Annotated in this window: 10 protein-coding genes and 1 tRNA gene; 6 read left to right on the top strand and 5 right to left on the bottom strand. The window is 51.9% G+C overall.

Going from position 1 to position 12,708, the window contains the following annotated elements:
- Nucleotides 1-15 precede the first annotated feature (15 nt).
- Nucleotides 16-2,124, bottom strand: coding sequence for a hypothetical protein (locus tag BLP93_RS06425; RefSeq protein ID WP_092118802.1), 2,109 nt, complete (start codon nucleotides 2,122-2,124; stop codon nucleotides 16-18).
- 421 nt (nucleotides 2,125-2,545) lie between these two features.
- Between BLP93_RS06425 and BLP93_RS17005 the strand changes: the two genes are divergently transcribed.
- From BLP93_RS17005 to BLP93_RS06405, 4 genes are all read left to right on the top strand, one after another.
- Nucleotides 2,546-2,857 (top strand): class I SAM-dependent methyltransferase, encoded by a 312-nt coding sequence (locus BLP93_RS17005; protein ID WP_161946211.1) that lies wholly within the window; start codon nucleotides 2,546-2,548, stop codon nucleotides 2,855-2,857.
- A complete protein-coding gene (locus tag BLP93_RS06415; protein ID WP_161946210.1) occupies nucleotides 2,835-3,305 on the top strand; it encodes a methyltransferase domain-containing protein in 471 nt (156 codons plus the stop codon). Before BLP93_RS17005 ends, BLP93_RS06415 begins: the two co-directional genes overlap by 23 nt.
- 3 nt (nucleotides 3,306-3,308) lie before the next feature.
- Nucleotides 3,309-4,478 carry a DegT/DnrJ/EryC1/StrS family aminotransferase gene (locus tag BLP93_RS06410; protein ID WP_092118793.1) on the top strand — a complete coding sequence of 390 codons (1,170 nt, stop codon included), beginning with the start codon at nucleotides 3,309-3,311 and terminating at the stop codon, nucleotides 4,476-4,478.
- Nucleotides 4,479-4,549: 71 nt separating this feature from the next.
- Nucleotides 4,550-5,272, top strand: a complete 723-nt coding sequence (locus BLP93_RS06405) for a class I SAM-dependent methyltransferase (RefSeq protein WP_092118790.1) — start codon at nucleotides 4,550-4,552, stop codon at nucleotides 5,270-5,272.
- 205 nt (nucleotides 5,273-5,477) lie between these two features.
- Here BLP93_RS06405 and BLP93_RS06400 read toward each other — a convergent pair whose 3' ends face one another.
- Entirely contained in the window at nucleotides 5,478-6,002 is a 525-nt protein-coding gene (locus BLP93_RS06400; protein ID WP_092118786.1) for an acyltransferase, read from the bottom strand.
- 44 nt (nucleotides 6,003-6,046) lie between these two features.
- Between BLP93_RS06400 and BLP93_RS06395 the strand changes: the two genes are divergently transcribed.
- Nucleotides 6,047-7,714 (top strand): lysylphosphatidylglycerol synthase domain-containing protein, encoded by a 1,668-nt coding sequence (locus BLP93_RS06395; RefSeq protein WP_092118783.1) that lies wholly within the window; start codon nucleotides 6,047-6,049, stop codon nucleotides 7,712-7,714.
- Here BLP93_RS06395 and BLP93_RS06390 read toward each other — a convergent pair.
- Nucleotides 7,677-8,822 carry a glycosyltransferase gene (locus tag BLP93_RS06390; protein WP_092118780.1) on the bottom strand — a complete coding sequence of 382 codons (1,146 nt, stop codon included), beginning with the start codon at nucleotides 8,820-8,822 and terminating at the stop codon, nucleotides 7,677-7,679. The genes BLP93_RS06395 and BLP93_RS06390 overlap by 38 nt on opposite strands.
- Complete coding sequence (locus BLP93_RS06385; protein ID WP_092118777.1) at nucleotides 8,819-9,784, bottom strand: glycosyltransferase family 2 protein; 966 nt, start codon at nucleotides 9,782-9,784, stop codon at nucleotides 8,819-8,821. The genes BLP93_RS06390 and BLP93_RS06385 overlap by 4 nt, the downstream gene beginning before the upstream one ends.
- Nucleotides 9,785-10,164: 380 nt before the next feature.
- On the opposite strand from BLP93_RS06385, the gene BLP93_RS06380 reads away from it, so the two are divergent.
- Nucleotides 10,165-11,967, top strand: coding sequence for a zinc ribbon domain-containing protein (locus tag BLP93_RS06380; protein ID WP_092118774.1), 1,803 nt, complete (start codon nucleotides 10,165-10,167; stop codon nucleotides 11,965-11,967).
- 608 nt (nucleotides 11,968-12,575) lie between these two features.
- Here the strand turns inward: BLP93_RS06380 and BLP93_RS06375 are convergent.
- Nucleotides 12,576-12,652, bottom strand: a tRNA-Met gene (locus BLP93_RS06375).
- Between the last annotated feature and the right edge of the window lie 56 nt (nucleotides 12,653-12,708).

Here is a 12,708-nt window from a genome sequence, read left to right as displayed (position 1 = left end):
TAGAAATCAAAATCCTCATGAATATTCTCGAGAGAATTCATATTTAATCTCAAGCTCCAATCCATTGCGAATTAGGTGGAACAACTCCCAGGGAGATACCGAAAAGATCAGAATATCCATCTCTCCAACACGATTATATTGTGAAAAGAATCGTTCCCATGTTTTATCCTGTTTAAGGCTTAATATTCTCATCGTATTTAAGCGTAATTTGTCTTCATCATCCAAGATATAAGCTAAATATAACAAGGCCAAGAGAGGTTCGAGATCATTAGCATTTATTTCTGCATATTTCTGCCAGTACGACTGTGAATTATGGTATTCACCTAACTGCATGTAAGCTTCGCCCAATACCTTCAAGGCAATTGAATTGTCGGTGTCAACAGAAATTACTTTCAGTCCTTCCTTTACAGCAGATTGATAATCCTCAAGTTTAAGTAGCGCAAGTGCGTTAAGGCTATGGAATTTATCTGAGTGTGAAGTGGTGGCGAGAGTCTCTAGTGAAATATTACCTGCTCTTTCAACTTCACCTGACTGAATAAGCGCAAGAATTAATCCAAGCCTGGAACGCCAGTATGCTGGGTCTTCATATAGGGCCTTTTCAAACATCTCAATGGCCATCAACGGATCACCAGCATTTTGCAAATAATAATATCCCAGGTTATTGAATGGTACTGCTCTCAAAGTCAATCTATGATGACGGTCAGATTTTATAGCTGCATAATTTAATTCCTTGAAATCTTCGTATAACCCTAACAATGCATATTCATGAGCTAAATTTGTATATACACGACTCATTCCCGGAGACTTAGCTACATTATCAGACCATAAATAAAATGGATGTTTAAATAATGTATTACGTTGGATAACCGAAAATCCTTGTCCTGCTATTGTTATCCAGATAAGTGCCACAGTAAGAACATGCAATAATCTTTTATGGGTGAAGTCACGGATGAAAATAATTAACGCTATACTAATCATCAGAAAAATGGTCATCGATGGCAAGTAATTACGATGCTCATAAATAAGTTCAAGTGGGATAAAAGAACCCTCTATCAGGTGGTTGACAATAAAAAAAAGCAGGCAATAAGCGATAAGGGGAAGGCGTTTAACCAAATAAACACCCAATCCGGCCCAAGTAATCCAGAAAAGAATGACTGGCAGGGTAGTCCAGGGAGTAAACAGAGACTTGGAGAGTTGGACTTCGTAAATCAGGGTGAACCGATCGGTCATGGGGTAGATCAGGAGAGAGAGATAGAACAGCAAGATACGCGGCTGGGTAAGTAGGCGTTCAGTCAGGGTGAATTCCCGATTACTATAACCAGCGAGGATATTCGTGGGGCTGGTCAAGACGAAGGCCATGACTCCTAGAAACGTAAGGGGAAAGGCTCCGTAGAGCAGATGGCGCTTGATTGTTTGACGGTTTACACCCTGGATGAGCAGCAGGTCGAAGAGGTAAAGCACCACCGGGAGCATGACCGCGTTTTCCTTACTGGACAGGGACAGAAAACCACTCAAGAAACACAGGCTGAACCATCCGATCTTGCTCCAAAGTCTAGGAGTAATCCGCCCCATGAGATAGAAGAACATGGCCATGATGAAAAACATCGCGGCCATGCTCGCCATGCGCTGCACGATATAGGTGACCGAAGTCACATGGATGGGATGGGTTGCCCAAAGCAGAGTCGCCAGCAGGGCAATAGATCCAGCGTGTTGAGCGTATTTTTCCCTGAGCCTGGGGAGATGCAGTGTCTGGAAGATGAACAGGTACAGGAAGAGCGATGCCAAGCAGTGGATAATGAAGTTGACGAGATGATAGCTCCAGGTGTCCAGGCCATGAAAATAGTAGTTCAGGCCAAAGGACAGGAAGGCTAGAGGTCGATCTATACGATTGCCGTGAATGCCGTAAAATGTACCCTTGATGCTCTCCCAGTCCAATATTTTGAGATGGACATTAGGGTTAGCAACAATATTTGGCTCATCGTCAAAAATCCACGTACCCTGAAAGCTGTTGGCATAGATAATGGAGAGGATGATGAATACCAGAAGTAGCGGGAACAGGTGAGCCCGCCAGCAATTGGTCTTGTCCGGGGTGCAGAAGACTTGTGCAGGGGCGGATGTCGGCATAACGGCTCGCTTGTTTTTATGTTGATGAGTTCTTCTCCTCAAATGCCTTTAACAACTCAAACCTGAAAACACCAGAAATGAACAGTACTGCCGCGAACAGTGACGCTCAGGCACGTTAGGTACCGCCGAGAGATAAAGGTACTAAAACCGATCCCCATTCATCACATAGTAGGGGTGCGTAATGGGGCAGGCCTCTTCTATAGTCATATGTAGCTCTAAGTGAGATGGGATCGTCTGGCCGATATTGCGGACCATGGGCATTACCGACCGTGGGAGGGGGGTGTACACCGCAACCATATGCATTCTCTGCTCGAGTAGCAGGTTTTGAGACGACAACTGATTGCTTTCAGGGAATATTTGAAGCATGACTGGCTGGTCCTTGAATGGTTCAGTTCATTTTGATCTCCTGAACGTTCCCATCATGCCATCCGACACCAAAACACTGAAACGCCGGTTCATGCCGCTTGCCCGTACTCCCCTGCATCCACAGTGGCTAGTCCTGCGTGGTCGGACTCGGACCCTTCACTGGATCAGGCAGCACACCTCCGGCACCGTGCTGGACATTGGCTGCGGCGATGCCCGAATCCGGGATGCCATTTCCGACGATACGGACTATATCGGCCTGGACTACCCGCCGACTATGGCACTGGGTTATCAGGGCAGGCCGGATTCTGGCCGACGCCGCCAGGCTGCCCTTTTCCCCCACGAGCATGGACACGGTCCTTTTGCTTGATGTGCTGGAACATTTGCCCCAACCTGAACAAGCCCTGGCCGAAGCATCCCGCGTTCTTCGCCCTGGTGGAAATTGCCTGATTCATGTCCCATTTCTCTACCCCTTGCATGACGAGCCGCACGACTATCAACGCTGGACCGGACACGGGTTAGAGCGAATGTTGACCCGACACGGCTTTCAAGTCACGGAAACGACACCATCCACAAACCCGGCTGAAACTGGAGCTTCCCTTTTTTGCATCGCTTTGGCCAAAGGACTGCTTGACGTCCTGCGGAGGAAAAGCCCCATACTCCTGCTGGCCCCCTTGATTCTGGCTTGCATCCCGGCCATCAATATCGGCGGCTGGCTGCTCGGCAAGCTGCTGCCCTCATCAACGATCATGCCTTCAGGCTATCTTTGCCTTGGCAGAAAGATCTCCGAACAAGATGAAACAAGGATACATGGTTGATTCATGGCTGAATACGGCCAAAATTTTCTGGTGTTCGGTTCGCCGTTCATCGGCGAAGAGGAAGTCGCCGAGGTCGCGCACTGCATTCGTACCGGGTGGCTGGGAACAGGACCCAAAGTCGCCCGCTTTGAGCGGGAGTTCGCGGCCTACAAAGACATCCCCCCCGAAAGGGCGGCAGCTGTCAACTCCTGTACCGCGGCCTTGCATGTGAGCATGATTGCGGCGGGACTTCAGCCAGGCGACGAAGTCATTACCACCCCCTTGACCTTCTGCGCCACGGTCAACGCCATTATTCACGCCGGTGCGACGCCGGTGTTGGCCGACGTGAACCCCGTAACAATGAATATCGACCCCGCGATGATCGAGGATCGCATCACCTCCCGAACCAGAGCCGTCATTCCGGTCCACTTCGCGGGTCGCCCCTGCGACATGGATGCGATATGCGCGATCGCCGAGAAACACAGCCTGAAGATTATTGAGGATTGCGCCCATGCCATTGAGACGGAGTATCGCGGACAAAAAGCGGGAACAATGGGCGACTTTGGATGTTTCAGCTTTTATGTGACCAAGAACATCGTTACGGGCGAGGGGGGCATGGTCCTGGCCAGAAACGAAGCGGAAGTCAGCCGTGTCAAGATGCTTGCCCTGCACGGCATGACCAAGGACGCCTGGCACAGGTTCGGCGACGAGGGGCACAAGCATTATTTCGTGGCTGAATGCGGATTCAAGTACAACATGATGGACATCCAGGCTGCGATAGGCATTCATCAGCTTGCCCGTGTTGAAAGCAACTGGCTTCGGCGTCGTGAGATTTGGAAACAGTACCAGCTCGCATTCGCGGACCTGCCCGTGATCAGACCGGCGCCGGACCAGGCGGAAACCCGCCACGGCCACCACCTCTATACGTTGCTGATAGATGAGAGTCGGAGTGGTATTTCCAGAGATGCATTCCTGGACGCCATGACCGCCGCGGAAATCGGAGTCGGCGTCCACTATCTGAGCATCCCAGAACATCCCTACTACCAGAATCGCTTCGGCTGGAAACCGGAGCAATGGCCGCATGCCATGCGGATTGGGAGACAGACGGTGAGCTTGCCGTTATCCGCGAAGCTGACGGACAGCGACGTGGAGCGGGTTGTTTCGGTTGTAAGGGAGATACTTTCGTTGCATTGAATTGTGACAATTATGCATCTTTATGATGTTTGAAATATGTATTCGGTATAAATTATTGCGATACATGGAATATGAGCAAAATGATTATTGAAAATAATCCAAAATGGGGTTCCCAGCAACGGGATATTAAAGCATTTGCAATACTTCAAACAATTAAAAAATTTAAAGAAAGGCCATTAATAGATTCTCTATGTGTAGACATTGGCTGCGGAAGTGGAGGGATTACATATCACCTGTCTCCATATTTTAAAAATATTATAGGAATTGACCCTGAGCCATGGCAACTATGGATTGAATATAAAAAAAAAGCAAAAAACATTTTTTATATTGAAAATAAAACAGAAAAACTATCGATTTTAGATTCATCAGTTGACTATGTTGTATGCAACCAAGTATATGAACACGTTTCAAATCCAGAAATTCTAATTACACAAATATATCGCATATTGAAACCAGGAGGTTTGTGTTATTTTTCTGGACCAAACATACTATCTCCAATTGAACAACATGTAATGCTTCCATTTGTTCATTGGTTGCCACGGAGAATCGGTTGTTATATCTCAAAAACAATCAGGCCAAATTCAATTTTTGATGCTAATGCAACTCACTACTGGAAAATTTTGCGCTGGTTGAGGAATTTTTTCGTAACCAATGCAGTTCCTTACATCATAAAGAATCCGAGTCTTTATAAAAAAGATAATCTGTTATGGCGCATCTTAAGCTGTATTCCAAATAAAATAATAGATAATATGACATGGATCTCGCCAACATTTGTTTTTATACTAAAAAAATGAAGACAGCTGACGTTAGATACGACGCAAGTATAGTTGTTTTGGAATTATGATTATCATATACTCACTGATTAGGCTTAACTATTTTATGCTCAGCCCATCCATGGCTGCATCCGATAAAAAAATCAATACAACATAACAGAAACAACACAATGTGCATTCACATTTCAACAACAATACAATATTAATACATTACAATGAATAACAATCAATCGCTAACTGTAATTCCTTTTACTTTTTTTACTGGAGTGCCCACATAAAGACATTCTTTTTCAAGAATACCTTTAACCAAACTACAAGCACCAACGACAGTACTTCTTTTTACATGTGTTCCTGGCAAAATTGTTGAATTGCATCCGATCCAGCAATACTCATCAATAAAAACACTTTTTACATTTGGAGGATATACATTGCATATCGGAGAGTTGTGATGCGATCCCGGATCATTATGTGTTAATATAGTAACAAATGGTGACAATGTTGCTCCCTTACCAACAAATATCATTCCTTTTAAATCAAATATACACCCTGTTCCGATATGAGCATCATCATCTATTGTCAGATTTGAAAAACCATTCTCAACGTTAATCAATCTTACTTCATAAATTCTTACATTTTTACCAATTTTTGATCCCAAAACTGCGAATATTCTTGCTCGGATATACGGGTGTATTACAATCCGTAACATTACCTCGATGATCATAAACAGGCCTTTTTTAATGCTTGCGATCATAACTACTCCATATATTTCTATTTCTTTGCACGCATCATATATTCATGTGTAACACTAAATCAGTTAACAACAGAACCATTCGGTTAGCAACACTTATCCTTATCCTGCTTGGCTTGGGTTGGGTCGGTTACCTGCTTTTTGGGATCGTGGCCGAACACGGGATGGGGAGCTTCATTCCTGCGCGACCGGGGTGGCTGGCCGGTGCAATGGTGTTGCTTACTGCTTCCATGGCCCTTATCGCACTTGTTTTTCGTCACTTCCTCAGCGCCGCGGCCAACAAACCCCTCCCGCCGGTCTGGGCCGTATGGATTCATGCTTCAGGTCAGGTGGTCCGGTATTTACCGGGCAGATTCCTGGGTGTGGTTTATCAAGTCGGCGCGGCACGAGACCGTCTTAGTGCAGGCGCCATTACCCGCGCCAATGTCGACCTGATGGTTTTCGGGTTGCTCGGAAACCTGGCCATTGCCTTGGTCATCCTGGGTTGGACCGCGCAACTGCCGCGTCTTCTGGCATATACCGCTGCGTTAGCGAGCGCCCTGCTACTTGGAGCGTCGCTTCTCGGTGGAACAAACAGCCTCCTGCAATGTGTTGCCAAGCGTATTCCGTCAACATTTCACAAGACTCGCTCTTTTTGCGAGGCCCTGGCCCATTCCCGCCTGCCCAGCGGCGTTATCCTGAGACTCATCATCCTCTTTGCCGCAAGCTGGGCTTTGTATCTGGGGGCCTGGGTCTGTCTCGGACGTGCTTTTTCCATATTGGAACAGACCGACATGGCCGCTCTCTGCGCCTGGTACAGCCTGGCCTGGATGGTCGGATTCGCCGCGGCGATAACCCCAGGCGGATTGGGAGTCCGCGAAGGGGCTTTCCTGGGAATGGCCGGGGTTTCCGCCGGTGCCGGTGCCGTGGCCTTCGTCGCCCTTTTGGCGAGATTCTGGCTGATGCTTGGGGATGTTATACTGTGGTTGGCTGTCCTGCCTTTTGTCCGTACCCGCCAAGGACAAGCCGCAATCCAACCTCCAGACTTCGATGATCAGGGGTTGAACGTCTTTGACCCCAAGGACACGCTGGGGGTGAAAACGGCCTATATCACCATGCTCCAGGAAAAAGCCCTGGAGCGGCATCTGCCAAGAGGTCAAGGCGGGGTGGCCGTGGATGTGGGCTGTGGCTACGGGCGGTTGACATCTGTCCTGCCCAGGCGGGGCTGGCAATCGGCAGGCGTGGACCCTTCCTGGTCCCTGCTGGCTCATGCCCAGGCTCTCTACCCTGGCCCAACCTACCTGCAGGCCGGCTTGCCCGACTTGCCATTCAGGCCCGGAGCCATCCAACTCGTGTTGATGCAAAACCTGCTCAGACCCCTCCTTCTGGGCCGGAGGCTGGGCGTGGTCCGCGGCATTGGAGGTTTTGTCCAGGATCATGGCTGGATCGTGGTTGTGGACAATATCCGTGACGGCCATCCAAATTTCCTTCCTGAAGAGGAGATCATCGACATTTTTTCAGGTGAAGGATTTCGGCTCGTCCGCCGCGTCCCTCTCCGGGCCGCCCGGTGGTGGATGATATATCTTATCCGCTACGGCCTGATTCCCCGATCCTGGTTGCCGACCATCGCTGATTGGGAATTGCGCCAAATGGAGCAGCGGACCGGAAGACCTCGCCACCAGTATTACAATGTCTTGTTCATTTTCCAGAAGACGGCTTTTTCAAGCATTCCATGAACTGAACAGCCGCCGACCGAACATCGAACAATCTCGCCACATGGGCGATGTTGCCGCGAAAGCGGTCAGTGGACATCGCCAAGGCACGCTCCAGCGCCACTGCAAATCCTTGAGGTGTTACGGATTCCGAAAGAATCCCGACTTCATGCTCTTGCACCAAGCGCGGAAGGTCTCCCACGGGCATGGCAACCACGGGGCAGCCCGCGGCCATGGCATCGGAAAATACCACGGGAATGCTCTCAATGCGCGAAGGCAGCAGCACGTAGTCCGCCCACTCAAAGAGTTCCACGGCCTGATCACGGTTCAGGAAACCGCCAATTTCAACCGGTCTGCCCATTCCCGCAAGCCTGGCCCCAGCTTCATGAACGGCTTCCCGCAGAGGCCCTCCGCCACAAATCCGAATGCCCTCGATCCGGCTCCAGGCCTCCTTTTCCAGCATATTCAAGGAGTCGAGCAGGATGTCCACCCCCTTGTTCGGGTGCCATCGCCCCAGATAGGCCAACCGGCATGGCTCCTGAACGCGCCACCGGTTTCGCGCCTTGCACGGGAAAAAACGGCTGCTGGGCAAAAAACCGCAAGCCCGGCCTGACAACCGTTCCACATCCAGGGCCAGGGCGAAGCCGTCGGCGAAACTGTGGGATGCGCCGCGCAAGACACTGCCTAATATCGTTCGGATGACCGGTATGCGGCCCAGCGACCAGATGTCGCTGCCCAAGGCCCAAGTGCTGTAGGGTATGTTGAGGCGCCGCCCGGCCCTGGCCGCCCAGGCTCCGCTGGGCAAGGCCCATAAAGCCAGGATATGGTGGGGCCGTTGTTCGGCGCAGGAATGCTCAACGGCGCGATACCCGCCAGCCAATGTTCGCACGACGGCCGGCCAGTGCCCTGGAGAAGACGGGCGGAGCAGGGAAAGCGGCAAACGGGGAACAGCGAAACGCCGCACCCCGACGCCGCTCTCATTTGTGTACAGGGAGTTCCTGGCCGGTGCGACGACTTCGACCTCGTTATTTTCAGCATGCAGGGCATCCGCGAAGTCCTTGACGAAAAAACCCGCCGCGGCCTCGCCTTCATTGCTTTCCGGGTAGCTGGTGGTGACAAGGAGGAGCTTCATTGCCTTTTTGCAATTTCGGTCTCAATCCTGTGCGATGTGGGCATAATCACCGGCCGGTACATGAGCTGGGTGATCTGTTCGGAGACCAAGCCGATCAGGAACACGAACACGGAGGTGGTTAGGAGCAGGGCACTCATGTTCGTGAAACGACCGGCAGTGGCATAGGTGTAAAGATAATATCCCAGACCTAGCAGGAAAAATGCCATGCTTGAGGGGAGGAAGATCTTCATGGGCGAATAGAGGGTGCCGATGCGCAGGATGATGATCAGGAACCTCATTCCGTCGCGCAGGGGCCGGATACTGCTGGAACTGCTCCTGGGGCGTTTGCCCGCGGTGATGGGCACGTAGGTTACTGGATATCCGCTGCGGAAAAAGGCCATGGTGATAGTGGTGGGGTAGGAGAAGCCGTTGGGGAGGAGGTGCAGAAATTCCCGGAACTTGGCCGTCCGCACGGCCCGGAACCCGGAAGTCAGGTCATCGATACGCCTGCCTGTCATCCATGTGGCCATCCGGTTATAAAAACCGTTGGCCAGCATCCGGCCCAAATTGGCTTGACAATTTCGACTCCGTGCGCCCACGGCCATGTCAAAACCTTGGTCTAGCTTTTCCAACAGACTGGGGATATCCGCCGCGCCATGCTGGCCGTCGCCATCAAGGAGGACGGAGATGTCGCCTCGGGCCTGCCGCATCCCGGTCTTGACCGCCGCGCCGTTGCCCAGGTTGCAGGGGTGGCTGATCACCTTTGCCCCAGCGGCCCGGGCTTGTTCTCCTGACCCGTCCATGGAGGCGTCGTCCACCACCAGGATCTCAAAAACGCGTCCTAGTCTCTTCAATACGTCCCGGATATTGTGGATCAGGTCGGCAATACTTGCTGCCTCGTTGTACACGGGCACTACCACGCTGATCTCTATCGTGCCGGTAGCATGGTGGGCCGTAGTTTCGCTGTTCGTTGCGCTGGCCATGGTTACCTTTGGCATGTTCAGTTTGAATCGATTCGCTATGAATTACTCACCTGAGATTCATTGCCTCATTCAAGTCCGTATTGCAACAATTGTGGCACATCTCGGTAAATATGCAAAAAATGACGTTCTGTCTCTCCCCTCCTGTAAGAGGCATATAAATTCTTCATTTAGGTCTACGAGAACTAAAGTGCATAGACATGGTCCGCACAAATCTGTCAACTGCGGTACGCCTGCTGGGCATCCAGGAGAGGACTGTATATGTGGAGGAGTGCGGCATGGATTTGTTATAGCATTTTGATTATAATGCTTCTTATTTGATGCATCACTGGCGTGAATCTTGAAACAATCTGCCAAACAATTGTTGCCACCTGAGAGCCTGAATGCCCCCCAGAATCTACAAATACGGCCTCGGAAAGAACATCGAAGGGCCTGACCAGCGTCTGCCTGATCAGGTTTTCGAGCAGTTCCGGCTGCAGAACCGGTTCTGGAACGCCCTGGTGGAGATCGAAAAGGCTCATGCCGTCAAGTACGACGAGCTGCGCACTGGCGCCGATGCCCGACTCGGCGCCGTCCAGGAACGCATCGACAGCATGAACGAGAGCCTTGAGCACATCAATTCCGATATAAAGGCCCAACGGAAAAATGCCAGGAAGGTCGTGCCCACGGACCCGGCCACCAAGAAACAGATCGCGGACATCAAGGGGCAGATCAAAGCACTGAAAATCGAGCGCAAGGAACTGCGGGAACGCATCAAGGGCATTATCCGCCCCCAGGCCGAGGCCCTGAACACACAGCGGTTGCAGGAAATTAACGACAAGCGCCGCGAGTTCGCCGCCCTGGGGCTCTACTGGTGCAACTACAACGCCGTGCTGAACAGCATGGAGACGGCCCGCAAGCACATCCTGCGCAAGCGCGCCCAGGGGCTGCCCGCTGACTTCACGTTCCGCCCGTTCACGGGCCAGGGCCGCTTGACGGTCCAGTTGATGCACGGCCCCCCCTTCAGTGAAATCCTTGAGGGCATCAACACTCAGTTGCAGCTGGGGCCGGTGCCGGATGACACCTGGACCAGCCCGGACAGAGCCGAGCGGCGTCGCCTTTCCAGAACACAGGGCAGGATCAGAATCGGCTCGGAGGGATTTCAGGGACGCGAGCCGATCTGGTTCGAATTCCCCATTGTCCTGCATCGCCCGGTACCTGAAGAGGGCAAGATCAAGAAGGCTCAGGTCTCGCGCAGGAAAGTCGGCCTGGATTGGGTGTGGGAGCTGGACCTCACGGTCGTCCTCCCGGAAGTTCAACCGGAAGCCCAACGTGAACCCCAGACTGGCGCGCAGCCGGGGCAGGTCCGGAAAGTTCAACACTGCATCGGCCTGGACCTGGGCTGGCGAAAGACTGACGACGGCCTCAGAGTCGCCGCCTGGGTGGACTCGGACGGACAACAGGGCGTCTTCCGCCTCGATGTCGGGTATGTGGCCACGCAGGATCGGCTGGACGGGCTGAAGTCCGTGCTGGACAAGAATCGTGACCAGATCACAGCTCAGCTGCTCGACTGGGGCAAGCAGCATGAACACCTCCCCCATTGGCTGGACTTGCAAAAGGTGTCCGTGGTCAAGTCGCACCAGTATTTCCTGCACCTGGCCGACACCTGGGCAAACGACAGGCAGGAGGCGGACCAGGAGGTCTTCGAAGACCTCGCCCAGTGGCGTAAGCGCTTTGTCCACCTCTATTCCTGGCACTCCAACCTGAGCCGGAAGATGCGCTACAGGCGGAGGGAGGCGTTCCGGTTGTTCGCCAAGAAACTGGCCGAGACCTATACCCATGTATTTCTGGAAGAGTTCAACCTGGCCTGGTCCAGCAGGAAGAAGGACGCCGAGGACACGCCACTGGCGCTGCAACGTGCATCCAACAAATGGGCCAGAGTCGCATCACCCGGCGCGTTCCGGCAGGAACTGCAAAATTTCTGCAACAAGACGGGCAGCCTGCTCATCTTCGGCAAATCGGACAAAGCCTCCAGGACTTGTCCGGAGTGCAAAAACAAAATAGCAAAGGATATGTCAGCGAGGATCATGGTCATATGCGAGGCATGTCGCGCCGAATATGACCAGGATCTCGGGGCGGCGGCGAATGTGTTGTGCAAAGGGATGGAGAACCATTTCGGCAAACAACCGGAGGATTTGGCTGGTTGACTTCAGTGGGCTGTAGCAACACTGCGGTCCGAACGCAGCTTCAGACAACAGGCGGCTTGCTGCCCTCAAAGCAAGACACTCTTATTGAGATTAAAATCGTGCTCTCAGCCCTTGACTACAGCTGACCAATCCTGTTTCTCATCCCCGCCTCTGCTGACAGGGAACGCCCAATGCGGTGTTCCCTTTTTTTGGCACTTCGGCTTAATGCTTTCAATTGTTTCAAGGCCCTGCAACCTCATCAACGCCTTGGTTCGCCGGGTGCTTGAGTCGATGAGTGGGGCCTGCTTGGTCCTACCGAGGCCAGTCTGGTTTTTGAAAGCTGCTGGAAGACGAGGATGCCTTGCTGTGCGACGCTGTGGCGAGGCCGGTACCGAGGCCGCTGAGAACGCAGTCTGGGGTGGGCGGATGCTTCGTTGAGATTCACCAAAAGCAGGATATGGGCGTGGATGGTTCTGGAGCTATCTGTTTGGACAAGAAGGTCAATTAAATCAAGGATATTTCCTTGGCGGGAGGATCGTCGCCCGTGAACCCAGCAAATTTCTTGTTAGCAATATGTTGGCACCAACGAAAAAGGGTTACAGTCTGTCGACTGTAACCCTTGAAATTTCTGGTAGCGGGGGGAGGATTTGAACCTCCGGCCTTCGGGTTATGAGCCCGACGAGCTGCCATACTGCTCCACCCCGCGTCAAAGAATATGATATTTAGTGCTTCGGCGATGAAATGTCAAATGATTTTTTTCAC

This window comes from Desulfonatronum thiosulfatophilum (genome assembly GCF_900104215.1).
In the GTDB taxonomy this organism is placed as follows: domain Bacteria; phylum Desulfobacterota; class Desulfovibrionia; order Desulfovibrionales; family Desulfonatronaceae; genus Desulfonatronum; species Desulfonatronum thiosulfatophilum.
The sequence above is the reverse complement of the archived record's forward strand: the minus strand, read 5'-3'. Positions and strand labels throughout refer to the sequence as shown.

Coding starts and splice junctions, on each gene's coding strand:
- BLP93_RS17005 (WP_161946211.1), top strand. CDS start 2,546: ATGCCATCCGACACCAAAACACTGAAACGCCGGTTCATGCCGCTTGCC.
- BLP93_RS06390 (WP_092118780.1), bottom strand. CDS start 8,822: ATGAAGCTCCTCCTTGTCACCACCAGCTACCCGGAAAGCAATGAAGGC.
- BLP93_RS06400 (WP_092118786.1), bottom strand. CDS start 6,002: ATGATCGCAAGCATTAAAAAAGGCCTGTTTATGATCATCGAGGTAATG.
- BLP93_RS06415 (WP_161946210.1), top strand. CDS start 2,835: ATGGACACGGTCCTTTTGCTTGATGTGCTGGAACATTTGCCCCAACCT.
- BLP93_RS06425 (WP_092118802.1), bottom strand. CDS start 2,124: ATGCCGACATCCGCCCCTGCACAAGTCTTCTGCACCCCGGACAAGACC.
- BLP93_RS06405 (WP_092118790.1), top strand. CDS start 4,550: ATGAGCAAAATGATTATTGAAAATAATCCAAAATGGGGTTCCCAGCAA.
- BLP93_RS06385 (WP_092118777.1), bottom strand. CDS start 9,784: ATGGCCAGCGCAACGAACAGCGAAACTACGGCCCACCATGCTACCGGC.
- BLP93_RS06410 (WP_092118793.1), top strand. CDS start 3,309: ATGGCTGAATACGGCCAAAATTTTCTGGTGTTCGGTTCGCCGTTCATC.
- BLP93_RS06395 (WP_092118783.1), top strand. CDS start 6,047: ATGTGTAACACTAAATCAGTTAACAACAGAACCATTCGGTTAGCAACA.
- BLP93_RS06380 (WP_092118774.1), top strand. CDS start 10,165: ATGCCCCCCAGAATCTACAAATACGGCCTCGGAAAGAACATCGAAGGG.